General features: G+C 41.1%; 11 protein-coding genes and 1 pseudogene. 8 read left to right on the plus strand and 4 right to left on the minus strand.

All coding sequences use genetic code 11. From position 1 onward, the window contains the following. The first annotated feature begins 217 nt into the window (after positions 1 to 217). Positions 218 to 1537: a tRNA (N(6)-L-threonylcarbamoyladenosine(37)-C(2))-methylthiotransferase MtaB gene (mtaB, locus tag DSM08_RS05770; protein WP_149525268.1), complete on the plus strand. Its 1320-nt coding sequence runs from the start codon at positions 218 to 220 to the stop codon at positions 1535 to 1537. Positions 1538 to 1598: 61 nt separating this feature from the next. Here the strand turns inward: mtaB and DSM08_RS05775 are convergent, their stop codons facing one another. Beyond that, a complete protein-coding gene (locus tag DSM08_RS05775) occupies positions 1599 to 3869 on the minus strand; it encodes an inorganic phosphate transporter (protein WP_149525269.1) in 2271 nt (756 codons plus the stop codon). A gap of 64 nt (positions 3870 to 3933) precedes the next feature. Beyond that, complete coding sequence (locus tag DSM08_RS05780) at positions 3934 to 4839, minus strand: EamA family transporter (RefSeq protein ID WP_149525270.1); 906 nt, start codon at positions 4837 to 4839, stop codon at positions 3934 to 3936. A gap of 526 nt (positions 4840 to 5365) precedes the next feature. Here DSM08_RS05780 and DSM08_RS05785 point away from each other — a divergent pair. The 6 genes from DSM08_RS05785 (at position 5366) to DSM08_RS05810 (ending at position 11054) form a co-directional block, all read left to right on the plus strand. Continuing rightward, entirely contained in the window at positions 5366 to 5953 is a 588-nt protein-coding gene (locus DSM08_RS05785; protein WP_246172485.1) for a C40 family peptidase, read from the plus strand. A gap of 110 nt (positions 5954 to 6063) precedes the next feature. Further along, complete coding sequence (locus tag DSM08_RS05790) at positions 6064 to 6564, plus strand: hypothetical protein (RefSeq protein ID WP_246172487.1); 501 nt, start codon at positions 6064 to 6066, stop codon at positions 6562 to 6564. Between the two features lie 321 nt (positions 6565 to 6885). After that, positions 6886 to 7611, plus strand: a complete 726-nt coding sequence (locus DSM08_RS05795; RefSeq protein WP_149525272.1) for an MIP family channel protein — start codon at positions 6886 to 6888, stop codon at positions 7609 to 7611. A gap of 137 nt (positions 7612 to 7748) precedes the next feature. Next, on the plus strand, positions 7749 to 9578 hold the full coding sequence (locus DSM08_RS05800; RefSeq protein WP_149525273.1) for a DNA polymerase III subunit gamma/tau: 1830 nt from the start codon (positions 7749 to 7751) through the stop codon (positions 9576 to 9578). A 79-nt stretch (positions 9579 to 9657) separates the two neighbouring features. Beyond that, positions 9658 to 10434: a 23S rRNA (guanosine(2251)-2'-O)-methyltransferase RlmB gene (gene rlmB / locus DSM08_RS05805; protein ID WP_149525274.1), complete on the plus strand. Its 777-nt coding sequence runs from the start codon at positions 9658 to 9660 to the stop codon at positions 10432 to 10434. Between the two features lie 59 nt (positions 10435 to 10493). Further along, positions 10494 to 11054 (plus strand): HPP family protein, encoded by a 561-nt coding sequence (locus DSM08_RS05810; RefSeq protein WP_149525275.1) that lies wholly within the window; start codon positions 10494 to 10496, stop codon positions 11052 to 11054. A 74-nt stretch (positions 11055 to 11128) separates the two neighbouring features. Here DSM08_RS05810 and DSM08_RS05815 read toward each other — a convergent pair whose 3' ends face one another. After that, the gene (locus tag DSM08_RS05815; protein WP_149525276.1) at positions 11129 to 12619 is read right to left on the minus strand and encodes an amino acid permease; all 1491 of its coding nucleotides are present in this window, start codon (positions 12617 to 12619) and stop codon (positions 11129 to 11131) included. Positions 12620 to 13100: 481 nt separating this feature from the next. Between DSM08_RS05815 and DSM08_RS05820 the strand changes: the two genes are divergently transcribed. Then, the gene (locus DSM08_RS05820) at positions 13101 to 14894 is read left to right on the plus strand and encodes a DEAD/DEAH box helicase (protein WP_149525277.1); all 1794 of its coding nucleotides are present in this window, start codon (positions 13101 to 13103) and stop codon (positions 14892 to 14894) included. Between the two features lie 169 nt (positions 14895 to 15063). Here the strand turns inward: DSM08_RS05820 and DSM08_RS05825 are convergent. Beyond that, positions 15064 to 16605 (minus strand): annotated as a pseudogene (locus tag DSM08_RS05825) (IS1182 family transposase); the annotation flags it as partial. Positions 16606 to 16660 lie beyond the last annotated feature (55 nt).

Below are 16660 nucleotides of genomic sequence, written 5' to 3' on the forward strand. Positions count from 1 at the left end.
TGTAAGTTTTCATTGGCCATCAAGAACTTTCATTCCTGTTGGTTTTTCAATGGAAGTATGAAAGTTTTTTCTGAAAGTGTAAGTTTTCATTGGCGATCAAGAACTTTCATTCCTGTTTGTTTTTCAATGGAAACATGAAAGTTTTAAAATCATTGGAATATCAGATTTTTTCAACAACTCACATTTTGCGTCTTTTTGTGTATTTTTGCAAAATATCATGGGAAAAAAAGTTGCTTTCTATACACTGGGCTGTAAGCTGAATTTTTCAGAAACATCCTCCATCGGTCGAATCTTCAAGGATGCGGGCTACGAGACTACGCCATTTAACAGTCAGGCAGATGTGTATGTCATTAATACATGTTCGGTAACCGATCATGCAGATCGTAAGTGTAGAAAGGTTGTAAAAGAAGCATTAAAATATTCTCCAAATGCCTACATCACTATTGTTGGATGTTATGCGCAGTTGAAGCCGAAGGAAATTTCTGAGATTCCGGGCGTGGATATGGTATTGGGTGCTGCGGAGAAGTTCAATATTCTAGAGCACATCAATGATCTGACGAAGAACGAAAAAGCAGTTGTGCACAATGCGCCAATTGACGAGACCAACCAATTTGTTTCGGCCTTTTCTATTGGTGACAGGACGCGTACTTTTCTGAAAGTTCAAGACGGTTGCGACTATTCATGTACGTTCTGTACCATTCCATTAGCGCGTGGTGCAAGCCGTTCGGGCAAGATTGAGGATATCGTGAAGCAAGCGGAAGAAATAGCAGCGTCAGGGGTGAAGGAAATAGTGTTGACAGGGGTTAATATTGGTGATTTCGGAGTCCGTGATGGCAAGCGTCAGGATCGTTTCGTCGATTTAGTAAAAGCATTGGACGAAGTGGAAGGCATCGATAGAATTCGTATTTCCTCGATCGAACCTAATTTGTTGACGAACGAGATTATTGAGTTTGTCGCTCAATCGAAACGCTTCGTTCCGCATTTCCATATGCCCTTGCAATCTGGGAATAATGCAGTATTAGCGAAGATGCGTCGTCGCTATAAGCGCGAACTTTATAATGAACGCGTAGCAAAGATCAAGTCTTTGATGCCCGATTGCTGTATAGGGGTGGACGTAATTGTCGGTTTCCCGGGCGAAACACGTGAGGATTTTATAGATACCTATAACTTTTTGAACGAAATGGATATCTCTTACCTTCATGTTTTCACTTATTCAGAAAGAGAGAACACAATTGCTGCGCAGATGGAAGGTGCAGTGCCTGGAGCACAGCGTAGCGATCGCAGCAAGATGTTACATATTCTATCCGAGAAAAAACGTCGTGCATTCTATGAGTCTCAATTAGGTAAAACTGATATGGTGTTATTTGAAGGCGATGAGAAGGATGGTTATATGCATGCGTTCTCGAGAAACTACGTGAAAGTGCGTACGCCTTATGATCCTTTATTGGTAAACGAGGTAGTACCTGTCAAGTTCCTTAGCATTGCAGAAAATGGCGACGTCGATATCGAGGAAATACAAGAAGTATTGGTACATTAATAAACAAGACATATACAAAAAAGGCGATCAGATTTTTGATCGCCTTTTTTCTTTAAGGATTTTATTGTTGATTCCGTCTGCGGAAGGAAGCAAATTCCTTATGAAGTCTCAATAATTTGTAGGTCGAACTTAGCAACTCGTTCGTCTCCAAAAGGATAGAGAAGTATAATCTACTGTTTTTTGGACTGCTTTCCGATGTTCTGATTCGATCGATCTGTTTATCCAATAGATTATTGATGTATTCTTGAATACCCTCGCGCTCATCAATCAAGGAGTCCATCTTACTGAAATCCTGACGTTTGTAAGCCATGTTGATCTTTGAGAACCAATCTCCTAATCTTTCTACCACATATTTCAAGTCCTTTGCCTGGCTGATGCGAAGCGTTTTGTGATTATTGTCCACATGATTTAAAGCATTTGAGTTTATCACTGCCACATTCTCAATCATATCCTGCAAATAGCCAAGGGAAATAATATAATAGCGACTTCCTTTGACAGAACTATCATCCAGGTTACGGATAAAGTTATACATGGAGTTATTTGTCGAATTAAGGTCGTTCATCAATTTCTTGGTCAACTTCTTATTGATCTTGAGTGCTTCCAAATCTTCCTTAATCAACGAATCAATCGCGTCCTTATAGAATACGTTCGCTTTGGAGAACGTTTCTGAGATTTGGTTCGCACTGGTTTCCATCACTTGTTGAAGTGATAAAATATCCGATTTGTCCAAGTTTAGTTCCTGTAAAGCTTTGGCCTTGATTTTCTTATCATGGCTTTTCGCGTTGCGGTATAAAAGCAATGCTAGCACCACTAAGGCGATCACAAAAGTGACTATTCCGCCGACTTTCAAGAAGTAAGCAAAAACGAAGGCTCCGGCAAATGCACAACCCGCTGTTACGAACCATCCACCGATTACATGGAATACACCCGAAACGCGATATACCGCACTCTCACGGCCCCAAGCACGATCGGCAAATGCAGTACCCATCGCTACCATAAACGTTACGTAGGTGGTCGATAAAGGTAATTTCATCGATGTTCCTAACGCGATTAAGCTACTCGCAACCATCAAGTTAACAGAAGCACGGATCATATCAAACATCGGCTCGTCTTTGCCTTTTGGTTTCTGTTGTCCAACGGCAATCATCGGTGTTTCAAACTTTTTGTCGATGTTCGATTGCAAAGTCTTTGGCATGACGTAGGAAAGCACAGAGCCCATACGGATGAAGCCGCGTACAATAGTTCTGGAAAGGAAGTTTGATTCGAATTTCTCATTTCCATCACCCTGGTTCGATAAACTCATCTCCGTTTCGATAACGGTTTTTGCTTTCTTAGAGGTCCATAAAGTAATTACCATGACAATACCAGCAGTTAGCAATATCCATAGCGGAGCAACGATTTCAGAGGATGCTAGTGCGTCCATGGTGAAAGTGTCGGGATTTGCGCCAGGTACGCTTTGGAAAATTTCGATAGACTGTATAGCAGCGACTGGAACACCAATAAAGTTCACTAAGTCGTTTCCTGCGAACGAAAGCGCTAGAGCGAAAGTTCCAATACCAATAATTACTTTGAGGATATTGATCCCTAACCGCGTGATAATAAAACTTATGATGGTACAAACCACAAAGCTGCCACCTAATAGCAAGAGCTCATGAGTTTTGATCCAGTTTTTAATGTCGGAGTTTAGGAAAGATACTTCTTTCAGACCTTTGATCAGAATGAAATAAGTAATCGCGGCCATAGCAATTCCACCGAAAACCACTCCCACGGTTTTTAATTTCTTTTCAAATTGGAAGGTAAATAATACTCTCGAGATGTATTGTACTAACATACCAATGCTGAATGATATGACCACCGAGAGGAGAATACTATAGACGATTTCGGAGGCCTTTTCCGTATTGATATAAGACGATAAACTAGACCAAGAACCGTCGGTCATAACGATTTTAAACACTGCTAAGCTGATGGCTGCACCCAGTAATTCGAATACAATAGATACCGTTGTCGATGTAGGAAGTCCGAAATAATTAAAAATATCGAGCAGGATAATGTCGGTTATCATGACGGCGAGAAATATTGCCATGACATCATCAAAGGTGAATTTGCTGGGGACGTAGATTCCACTTCGTGCAATTTCCATCATTCCGCTAGAGAATACTGATCCAAATAAAATTCCTAAGCTGGCAATAATCATGATAGTCTTGAAAGGGATTGCTTTCGAGCCGATTGCCGAGTTAAGGAAGTTTACAGCGTCGTTACTGACGCCTACCATCAAATCAATAATTGCTAAGACGGCAAGGGTAATAAGAACTAGATAAAGATAGTTTTCCATAAGACATTATCTGTTGATACTGTTCGGATTTGTGTGAATTGAAGTTATTAAATTCACGAAATTATTAATTTAAAGTCGGATTCGAAGATTTTTGTTTTGGAATATTCTTCCATACAATAATCAACAGGATAAAAATAACCCCCAGCCACTTCATCCAAGAAACCGATTCATGTAATACCAGGTAAGACATACACACAGCAACTGGCAGTTCAACAGCACTCAATACAGCACCCAACGAATAACCAATGCTAGGCATGCCATAGGCAAAGAGCAAGGGCGGTATCACCGTTCCAAAAAATGCAAGCAGAAGTCCGTAGGGTAAAATGCCTATGAAAGTTTCGCTCTGTAATAAACTAACGGGCTGCAGCGTGATAGCGATTAACAGAAAGGCTCCGGTAATCATCAGCGCAGATTTATGGATAGGAGGGTAATCATTTCCAACTCGCCCATTGACGATCATGAAGACAGAATAAGCTGTTGCTGCCAATACCCCATAGATTAAGCCGGGTATGGAAAAAGAAGAAAGTGGCTCTTCAATTAAGCCCGTCGCAAAGACAGTCCCAATCAATATGCAGACAATTCCGATAATCTGGGTTGCACTCGGTTTTACTTTGAAAAAAATAAATTCGATCAGCTGACCAATCCATATATACTGCATTAACAGTACGATTGCCAAGGATGCAGGTACTAATTGCACACATTTGTAGTATAAGATACTGACCGTTCCAGTACTGACCCCAGCCAAGATGATTTTCCACTTCGAAGATTTAGCAGGATATTTTTTTTGTGATTTAGTTCTAGCTACAACTATCCAAAGTATCCAAAGGATCAACGCCCCTAAAAAGGCTTGTATACCTGTGACTTCGCCTAATGAATAGCCCTGTTCATAAGCTTTTTTTACAAATGTGGAGAGAATTCCAAAGCTCGCAGCACCTAGAAAAACTGCAATTGCTCCCTGAGTTTTGTTCATATGTTACAAAGTAAGGGAATATTTTGATTAGATGGGAGATATTAGATTTTAGATATTGGAACTGCAGCAAGGGCTGTGGTTTGATGAGGAAAAGTTGTTTTGAGCGAGGAAAGGAAGGGAAACTTGTCTTTGAACCAGGAAAGGAAGGATTTTAGGATGGGCAGGATTGGGCTCGGTGGGAAATAAAGGAATGAATTGAATTTGTATTTTTCACAGGAGACGTTTAGTGAAACGTCTCTACGCATTGGCGTCCAATTGGCTTCTATACAATTTTGAACTGAAAAGGCGGTAATCATGACGAACCGCGTAGAGACGTTTCACTAAACGTCTCCTTTAGCACATTCCGTCTCCCTTTTCATTCAGCACCCTATTTGATCCTGTTAATCCTTTCATCCTTCCTTTCCTGGTTCAAGACGAAACATCCTGCAGCTCACATCTAAAATCTCATACCCCTTCCCAACAGATGTTGAAAAAAACCGATTGGAATATTAGTTGATTTTCAGATATTTTGGGGATGCGATTTGATATGAAAGTTAATTTTGCCGTACTGTTTTTGTTATTAGGTGCTTTGCTATTCAGTTCTTGTGGTGCTAAGAAGAAATCTACTAGTGGACCGTTGGTAGGAGGTGTTCGACCGAATAAGAATGCTCCGATCAGTGATGCGAGCGACGCTCGTGGGATGGAATACTCGAAAAATAAGTTGGAAAATTATGCTGCACTTTTAGGGGTCAAGCAAAAGGAGCTCGATAATAAAAGTTTGTATTACGTGATTGACGAATGGATGGGAACACCACATCGGATGGGAGGGCTGGACAAGCGCGGTGTGGATTGCTCTGGATTTGTAGGGATGTTGTATCGCAAAGCATATGGAAAAGATTTGCCGCGTACCTCACGCGATATGGCAGACGTTATCAAACGTAAATATGATAGGCAATTAAAGGAAGGCGATTTGGTGTTTTTCTCTTTCGGAGGTCGAAATATTGACCATGTGGGCATTTACCTGCATAACGATAAGTTTGTGCATGTATCGACACGTAAAGGCGTTATCATTTCCAGTTTGAAGGACGCATGGTACTCGAAATATTTCACGCGCTGCGGGACACCGACAATCTAATGTGAACGTGGATGTGTGAACTCCCAAGTAATGGAATTCTCATATTAGAAATAAAGGTCGCTTTAATGCCTGCAAATCTTTACTTTTGTCCAAATTTTTAAAGACTTGTCATGCAAGATAGAACAAAACGAATATTTATTGCCCTTTGTATCATTATCCCATTCCTGATTTACTGTGTTTATTATTACGCAGGAATGATTAAAAATGCGCCCTACCGTTTTTCTGATTTTGAATCGATAGAATTGGTTTATGGATACCCTGATTCCATGTTAAATCAATATAACTCTAAAACGCATCAATACCAATATTTGACGAAGCAAGGTGAGGTCGTTAAAGATACCCTAAAACTGCGCGATGACGATTTATTATACTTGCACCGCAAAGCAATGGAATTGGGTTATTGGAATGTTGCGGATGATATGACCACTCCGGAGGATAAAAGAACAACCGGGGCGCGAGTTCCGCGTTATAAATTGACCTTCAATTACAAAGAGAAATCCAAGTCGGTGACCTTAGATGCGGACTATGAAGGGGTGCAGAAAATGAAAGATGCTGCGAAGACCACTATTGATGAGGTTTTAAACATGATTGCGACAGCAAAAGCTAGATAATATTCAAAACTTTATTATTTAATTTTCGCTTAACTATAACTTTACAACATAGCGATACCTTTGAGTCAAGTAATTTGTTTCAATAAATTGTTTGGTGATTTAAAGGTTATTAGGTAAACAAAAAAGAGGTCGACCCCCCATCGGCCTCTTTTATTTTTTATCGCAGTCTATTCCTTGTTTATCCTATACCTATATTGCTTTATTACAATCCTAAATTAATTTTCTTGGTTAATTTCGTTTTAAAGTGGATTTGCCGTGTTTCGATAATTTTCAAGTTGAATGTTTGGATTATTTTCCTACCTTTCCTTTAAAAATTAAATTATGGAAACAAAAATCTCTTCGAAATTCATTGCTGAGCTGATTGGGACTTTCGGTTTAGTATTATTCGGATGTGGTGCGGCAGCAATCGCTGGTGGCGACACGTTAGCACAAACATCTGGATTAGGCTTATTGGGGATCTCGTTGGCATTCGGGTTCTCGGTTGTTGTCTTTGCGTATGCGATAGGTGGTATTTCCGGCTGTCATATTAACCCGGCCGTAACTATTGGTGTGCTGGTGTCGGGTCGTATATCGTTTAAAGATGCAATCGTTTACATCATTGCACAGCTGATCGGAGCATTAATCGGAGCTTTTGTGCTGAAAACCGTTCTTTCAGGACAACTTGCGGGCTTTAGTGCAGGTGAATGGGCCTTTGGATCAAACGGATGGGGTAAAGGATATCAGAATGAATATAATATGACGGCTGCTTTTATTACAGAGACCGTGTTGACAGCCGTTTTCTTATTTGTTATTTTGGCGACAACATCAAAAGTGGGTAATGGAACGATGGCAGGTTTAGCCATTGGCTTCACACTTGTTTTGATTCACTTATTTGCGATTCCAATTACTGGTACATCTGTGAATCCTGCGCGTAGTTTTGGTCCTGCAGTATTGGCTGGTGGGCAAGCGCTATCGCAGCTATGGTTGTTTTTTGCAGCTCCGATCTTAGGTGCAATTATTGGCGCGATCCTTTGGAAGGTGACTTATACTGAAGCGAAAGAAGCATAATTTCGACTTTTTAAAAGTTAATTATAATGCGAAGCCTCCAAATGGGGGCTTCTTTTTTTTGACAGTTCCCGTCTTCAATGGTCATCAAGAACTTTCATTCCTGTTGTTGTTACCCTCAAAAATGATTATCTTCGCACATGGATAATTTTATTGTTTCTGCACGAAAATACAGGCCGGTTACTTTCGACTCGGTAGTAGGTCAGCAACACATTACCGGAACCCTTAAGAATGCTATTCGCAATAATCAATTGGCGCAGGCATTTTTGTTTTGTGGACCTCGTGGGGTGGGTAAGACGACTTGCGCGCGTATTTTAGCTAAAACAATAAATTGCGAGCGGATTACAGCAGAGAACGAAGCCTGTGGCGAATGTGATAGCTGTAAGTCTTTTCAGAATGGTAATTCATTCAGTATTCACGAACTTGATGCGGCGTCTAATAACTCCGTAGATGATATCCGATCCTTGATTGACCAAGTTCGTATCCCACCTCAAACCGGAAAGTATAAAATCTATATCATCGATGAGGTGCACATGCTTTCGCAACAAGCTTTCAATGCGTTTCTAAAAACGCTTGAAGAACCGCCTTCCTATGCTATATTTATTTTAGCGACAACGGAGAAACATAAGATTCTTCCGACTATTTTATCGCGTTGTCAAATTTTTGACTTCAACAGGATTAAGGTTGAGGATATGGCGAATCATCTAACTTCAATTGCTGGCAAAGAGGGGATAGCCTTCGAGCCAGACGGGCTACATGTGATTGCTCAGAAAGCAGATGGTGGGTTGCGTGATGCCTTATCCATGTTCGATCAAATCGTAAGTTTTTCAAACAAGCAGTTGACCTACAAGGCTGTTATTGATAATCTTAACATTCTCGATTACGACTATTACTTCCAATTGCTGGATGCAATATATAAACAGGATGCGGCAAATGCCCTTTTAGTATTTGATTCGATACTGAACAAAGGTTTCGATGGCGGACATTTTATTTCCGGTCTATCAAGCCATATCAGAAACCTACTGGTGACCAAGGATCCATCAACACTAAAGTTGTTAGAGGTTAGTGAGAATGTGAAAAAACGCTACTTGGAGCAGGCTCAGCAATTATCTAGCGGATTGCTGTTATCCGCGTTAAATATCGCCAACCAATGCGAAGTAAACTACCGTACCAGCAAGAACCAACGCTTGCAGGTCGAATTGGCCTTGCTGAAGATGTGCCATATCTCGAGTGCTATCGCACTAGCCCAAAATGGGATACCAGCGCAAGCTGAAGTAAAAAAAAAACTCCCTGAGTCTGGGATAAAGGAGGCGCCGAAAACAACGTCTCCAAGTAATAATCCCAGTCAGTTTACCAGTCCTGTTGCCAAGCAGATTGACAATAACGCATCAGCGACATCCACATCAAATGCAGCTCCTGTAAAGGCAGCGGCGACTACTCCTGCTGAAAATGCAACAACAAAATCTAACGAATCGGCCGCGAAGCCAGCGTTCAAGGGCTGGGGGAACTTTAAACCTGCTAATTCACTCCCAAACTTAAATACCATTTTTGATGAGAAGAAAACAAGCGATTCAGACGGCCCCGAACTTGTTGAAGGTTCTGAATACTTAGAGGTTACTCAGAATGCTTTTCTTTCCAAATGGAATATCTTTGCCGAGAAATTAAAAGCGGATAACAAAATCACTCTATTTACGATCATGACGGCGAGCACACCGACATTAAATGGGGTGACGATTGAGGTAGAAGTAGAGAACGCGGTACAATCCGATCAATTGAAGCTAGGTAAGATCGATATTTTGAACTTCCTTCGTGTAGAGCTTCGAAACTTCGCTTTGGATTTGAACGTCGTGATGGTGGAGAAAACGAAAGATCGTAAGCCGTACACCGCTCAGGAGAAATATCAAGCGATGGTTGCCAAAAATCCACTTTTAGAAGAATTGCGAAAAACCTTTGATTTAGGACTAAGTTAATCGATATCTTTTCTACTTTTGTACTTTCCTGACTTATCAATGTATAAGTTAGGTATCTATATTTAAAATAATTCAGCAAATGCAACAATTTCAACGCAGGGAAAGACCCGAAAAGAGAGAGACTAACCAAATGGTATTTGGTATTCGTGCCGTTATGGAAGCTATCGATAGTGGACGAGAAATCGAGTCGTTGTTTGTACAACGTGGTTTGTCGGGGACTTTGTTTGCGGAATTTAAAGCGCTGATTAAAGAGCATAATGTCGCTTACCAACAGGTTCCTATCGAAAAATTGAACCGTATCACAAAAAAGAATCATCAAGGAATCATCGCTGTAATATCTCCGATCATTTATCAGAATATCGAAGATCTCCTTCCTGTCATTTATGAAAAAGGGGAAACGCCATTGCTGTTAATGTTAGATGGTGTTACGGATGTGCGAAATATGGGCGCTATTGCTCGTACGGCAGAATGTGCGGGGGTGCATGCGATTATAGTTCCAAAGAAAGGGTCTGCAGAAATCAACCCTGATGCGATCAAGACGTCTGCAGGAGCATTGTTCAAGATTCCGGTCTGTCGTCATGATTCATTGAGCAAGACTGCTAAGTTTTTGATTGATTCTGGCGTGCAGCTTGTTGTCAGTACAGAAAAAACGAAGGAATCTATTTATGATGTAGATTATACTGGTCCTTCCTGTGTTATTATGGGTGCTGAAGATGTCGGTGTATCGGATGACCTGATCCGCATTTCAGATAAATTGGCTAAGATCCCGATGTTCGGTGAGATTGGTTCATTGAATGTTTCCGTTTCGGCTGCGGTTGTTATCTACGAGGCAATTCGCCAACGCAATATAGACTAACATTGGTTCACAAAATCAAAAGATCGATTAACCGTCACTATCGGGTCTACCGCTACGTCATGTATAAGGAGACTCTGGTTGATGTTCGGGAGCATTTCTGGTCTTTTGTTGGCGCCTTTGTTGGTATAGGTATCATCGCGTATTTACAATCCTTACAACTTCCGGCTTTAGAGAATATCTTTCTGATAGGATCTTTTGGTGCCTCGGCTGTTTTGGTCTACGGTGCGATCCAAAGTCCCTTAGCGCAGCCTAGAAACCTAATCGGCGGCCATGTAGTCTCCGCATTAGTAGGAGTGACGGTAGGGAAGCTGTTGCCTGATGTGATTTGGCTAACGGCTCCTTTGGCTGTTGCCTTTTCGATTGTGTTTATGCAGATTACCAAAACATTGCATCCTCCGGGAGGTGCCACAGCATTGATTGCGGTTAGCTCAGGTACAAAGATCGCTAGTATGGGCTATATGTATGTGCTTTCTCCTGTGTTCACTGGCGCTTTAATCTTATTCCTAGTTGCCCTTCTATTTAACAATGTGACCAAGAAGCGTCACTATCCCGTGAAAGCGTCTAGATTACGTAAGTCCCGTCGCAGTCAATTAAGTAGGCGATTTAAAGCGGGTGCTTAATTCCGAATTTATGGGTTGTAAAAAAGCTGTACCTAGTTCCTAGATACAGCTCTTCAAATTATTTTTGAGATTTATTATTCAATATTCTTTGTGCCGTTGGCTTCTTTTTCTTTTCGGAGGACAGAATTTTTGTATCCGTAAGCAAAGTAGAATGCTACGCCAATCGCCATCCAAATACCTAGACGCTCCCAGCTTTCGATTGGAAGTCCAGCCATCATCAATACACAAACTAGAATTCCTAAGATAGGAACTAACGGTACCAACGGTGTTCTAAATGGACGTTCAATTTCGGGATTCGTTTTTCTCAACACCAATATTCCCACACATACTAGCGTAAATGCAAATAAGGTCCCGATACTTACCATATGTCCCAGGTCGGATACCGGTACAAAACCTGCGAAAATACTCACAAATATCATGAAGATGGCATTGGTTTTCCATGGTGTTTGACGTTTTGATAGGTCGGAAAAGAATTTTGGCAATAAACCATCCTTACTCATGGAGTAGAATACACGGCTTTGGCCTAATAGCATTACGAGGATAACGGATGTATATCCGGCGATGATGGTCACGATCATTGCGGTATTTAAAAAGTGGTATCCTGTTTTTGCGAAGGCGGTCGCAACCGGTTTGGCATCACCGCTGAAAGCTGTGTAAGGTGCTAAACCTGTCATCACATAAGAGAAAAGTACATATAGAACTGTACAAATAATCAAGGAGCCGATGATTCCGATCGGCATATCTTTCTTCGGATTTTTTGCTTCCTGTGCTGCAGTACTTACGGCATCAAAACCGATGAACGCAAAGAAAACTACACCCGCTGCCTGTAGAATACCTGTCCAACCATAATGTCCTCGATAGTCGGATCCCCAGAAATCCCAAAAACCCATAGTCCCTTGTTTCACCATTTCCTCGCCTTCATTTGTTGGGATAAATGGCGTGTGGTTTGACGGCTCGATAAATTGCCAGCCTAAAACGATGAACAGAAGAACGACGCCGACCTTCAGAATAACTAAGATGTTATTCACCGCAGACGATTCTTGCGTTCCACGCATCAACAGGAGCGATAATAGGCAGACGATAACAATTGCCGGAAGATTGATCATTCCGCCTTCAAAAGGGCCTGCAAGGAGGTCTGGTGGTATATGTATGCCTACCATGAGCAAAAGCTCATTGAAATATTGTGACCAACTTACTGCGACGGTGGCTGCGGCTAAAGCATATTCAAGTACCAAGTCCCATCCAATGATCCAAGCCATAAATTCGCCCATGGTTGCATATGAATAGGTATAGGCGCTTCCTGCGACAGGAATCATGGATGCGAATTCGGCATAGCATAAGCCAGCGAAAGCACAGCCAACGGCTGCGACAATAAAGGATAGCATTACTGCGGGGCCGGCATGATCTGCGGCGGCAATACCCGTTAAAGAAAAAAGTCCCGCTCCGATGATTGCGCCAATTCCTAAGGCGATCAATCCCGTGCTGGACAATGTTCTCTTTAATGTTCCTTCACCACTTTGTTCTGCTTCGGAAATTAATTTCGAAATTGATTTTTTATACCACATAAATTTAGATAAGATAATTAACGGTTCAAACCTACAAAAAAATTAAAGATTTCTTCAAATCCTTAACAAATTATCAGATATAGCGAATAATCGTTGAATAATCAACTAATATTTGCTCAATATATTATCATTTGTTTGTTTTTCTTGTTGAATGTGGAATCATATTCTTTAGATATTATTTTCTGCCAAATATTATTTTAAAATAATTTAGCAGATACGGTTCCTATACACTCAATAAGTGTTGCTTCTTTTATATAAAACCGCTTTTAAGCTAGTTTAATGTACGTTTATAGACCGGTGGAAAGCAATTGAATTGGTTAGTTTTCCTTGAATGTTTTGCTAAAACGACTATGCAATTAAAGGATATTGGGCTACATTTCAAATATTTATTTTCATAAAACATTGACTTTTAGGAATAACTAATTATTTTTCTTATCTTTGCACCGCCTTAGGCAATTGTGCCTATTGTATAATTTATTTCATGAACCCATTTTTAGAACTGGGGATCCGTCATGAGATTGTTAATGCCATCACTGAGTTAGGTTTTGAAAAACCTTCTCCCATCCAGGAAAAAGCCATTCCTGTGTTACTGACTGGTAACGACGATTTTGTCGGATTAGCCCAAACAGGTACTGGAAAGACTGCGGCATTTGGTCTTCCTCTATTAGAACAACTAGACTTTTCATTCAATCAACCTCAAGCATTGGTATTGTGTCCTACGCGTGAGCTATGTTTGCAAATCGCAAAAGACCTAGAGAAGTATGCCAAAAATTTAGACAATGTTCATGTAGTTGCCGTTTATGGTGGTGCGAACATTGGCGACCAGCTACGTCAGATCCGTCGTGGAGTACAGATCGTAGTAGCAACACCTGGTCGTATGCTTGATATCATCGGCCGTAATGCCATCGACTTCTCGCAAGTGAAGTACGTTGTGCTTGACGAAGCTGATGAGATGTTGAACATGGGATTCCAAGAAGACATCAACAATATTCTATCAGAAACTCCAGCTGATAAAAAAACTTGGTTATTCTCTGCAACGATGCCTCGTGAAGTTCGTCGTATTGCCCAAAATTACATGACCGATCCGGTTGAGTTGACAGTGGGTACAAAGAATACAGGTAATGAAAATATCGAACACCAGTATTTCTTGATCAAAGCAAAAGATAAGTATGCTGCGTTCAAACGTATTGTAGATTACTATCCAGAGATTTTTGGTATTGTTTTCTGTCGTACGAAGATCGAAACGCAAGAGATTGCTGAAGCTTTGATTAAAGATGGTTACAATGCTGACTCATTGCACGGTGATTTATCACAACAACAACGTGATAAAGTGATGAAGCGCTATCGCGAACGCAACTTGCAACTATTAATTGCTACTGACGTTGCAGCACGTGGTATCGACGTAAATGATGTTACGCACGTTATCAACTACTCTCTTCCTGATGAGGTTGAAAACTATACGCACCGTTCAGGTCGTACAGCTCGTGCCGGTAAAACAGGTATCTCGATCTCATTAATCAATGTGAAAGAGATGAGCAAAATTCGTCACATCGAGAAGATCATTGGTAAATCTTTCGAACGCAAGCAAGTTCCACAAGGAACTGAAGTGTGTGAGAAACAATTATTCGCTCTTGTTGACAAAGTACACAATGTAGAAGTTCAAGAAGATCAAATTAATGCATTCCTTCCTCAAATCTTAGAGAGTCTTCAAGACTTAACAAAAGAAGAAGTAGTGAAAAGATTTGCTTCATTAGAATTCAATAGATTCTTAAACTATTACAAAGATGCTCCAGATTTGAATATCGAAGCGCGTGAATCTTCTAGAGGTGATCGTGACAGAGATAGAGATGGTGGTGGTCGTCGTACTTCTAAAGGTTTCACTCGTTTGTTCATCAACTTAGGTTCAGTGGACGAGTTCAGCCGCGGTGAAATGTTAGGTTTCATTTGTAATAACAGTAAGATCTCTGGAAAATCAATTGGTAAGATTGACCTTAAAGGCGTATTCACTTTCTTCGAAGTGGAAGATGGCGAGGTTAATAAAGTATTCCAAGGTTTCCAAGGTGTTAATTACAACGGAAGAGGCGTACGTATTGAAGTTTCGGGTGAAGGAAGATCTGACAGAGGGTCATCAAACGGCCGTAGCCGTGGTGGTAGATCTTCAGACAGAAATTCTGGAGGCGGACGTGGAGATAGAAGAGATCGTGGTAGATCGAACGGCGGAGGTGGTTTCCGCGACTTCTCCGGAAAACGTAGAGAATCGAAAAGTAGATATTAATAAGAAAGAGAAGGTGTCTAAAAAGGCACCTTCTTCTGTTTTATAGCTTTTGCGATTTCATTACTGTTTTCATTTTTGAGTTTTAAGCAGTAAGTCGATATTTTATGGTTTTAACGCTCCTGACTCCAATTTTTATTGTATATAGTGTTTTATCGCTATAACCATTCCCAAAGAAGACATCGTTTGCCCACTTTTTCGCCCATTTTCTGAGGTTATGGGCAATGGCCATCAATCCGAACTCCACAGCGACTTTCTCCAGTCCTTTCATTGTGAACCGGGTAAACCTGTTGTTGCTTTTCATCTGACCGAAAACGGATTCCACTTCTATGGGTCGCTTGCTTCGATGGTACATTCCCTCTTCCGATACCAGCCTTTCCCGGGCTTTATCCTTGAGCTGATTGAGTCTATGGTTCACTTCAATGAGCCGATTGCCTTTAGCTTTATGACACCCACTGCGCATCGGGCAGCCTTCGCATCGCTGAGCCTGATAACAGCTGACCTGGGCTGTGTATCCGTTGGCACTAACTCTGGTTGCATGACCGATAAAGCTGAGCTTCTGTCCTGCGGGACATACATAATAGTCATCTTGCTGGTTGTAATACAGATTCTGTACCGAGAAAGGATCCTGTTTATGCTTGCGCTTCTGTTCCACATGAAAGTAATTGTACTTGACAAAGGCAGTTATGCCCTGTTTTTCCATCAATTCATAGTTCTGCTCGCTACCATAACCGGCGTCTGCTACAAGCTGTTCGCTTTGTTTTCCGTAATGGCACTCAAAGCCTTCCAAATGTTCCGGCAGGGTTGTGGTGTCGGCAGTTGTTTGATGGATGCTGTAATGGGTGATGAACTGATCTTCGGTGCTGATTTGGGTATTATAGGCTGGCTTAAGCTGGCCATTCTTCATGTGGTCCTCTTTCATCCGCATAAACACAGCATCGGTATCGGTCTTGCTATAACTATTGCGATCTCCCAGTACTTCCAGTTGCTCTTCATATTTCTCTAGTCGAGGCAAATAGTCCTCTTCAAGTTTCTTAAGTTGCTTATCAGTAGATTTATTGGCTCCTTTGAACTTGGCATTGATCGCTTCGATCTTTTCCTTCAACTGACTGCTATCGATGGCCTTGCTAACTTCTTGATTACCTAATAAAGATTGGTCTTGGGCGATCTGAGCCTCGATTTCCGAAAGAACCGAAGTAATGTTTGCTTCTAACTTTACCTTATTCTTCTCGACCGATTTCTTCCAAACGAACGTATAACGACCAGCGACAGACTCGATCTTGGTACCATCTACATATTGAACTTTCAAGCTAACATACTCCATATCATGTAGCATACGAACGATACTGGCAAACAGCTCTTGTATCTGTCCCTTAAGACGCTTTCCTCTGAAATAATTGATCGTACGATAATCAGGTGTACTGTTTCCTGAAAGCCACATGAAATGGATGTTCTCGTGAAGGGCCTGCTCGATTTTTCGGCAAGAATAGATATTGCTTAAATAGGCGTAGAACAGCACCTTAATGAGCATTCTAGGGTGAAAACTAGTGGTGCCTCCGCCTTTATACTGACGGATAATAGGTTCAAGATCCAACTGGTCAACAACCTGACTCACCAAACGAACCGGATGATTCATTGGAATACGATCTAAAATATTCTCAGGAAATAGACTCGGACTATTGGATGGAAGCGCTTTGAATTGTATGTTTGCCATATTGTTTTTTTGGGTGCACCTTAAGATACAAAATCTTAAGGACAAAAAAACAGAA

The organism is Sphingobacterium hotanense (genome assembly GCF_008274825.1).
Taxonomy (GTDB): Bacteria; Bacteroidota; Bacteroidia; order Sphingobacteriales; family Sphingobacteriaceae; genus Sphingobacterium; species Sphingobacterium hotanense.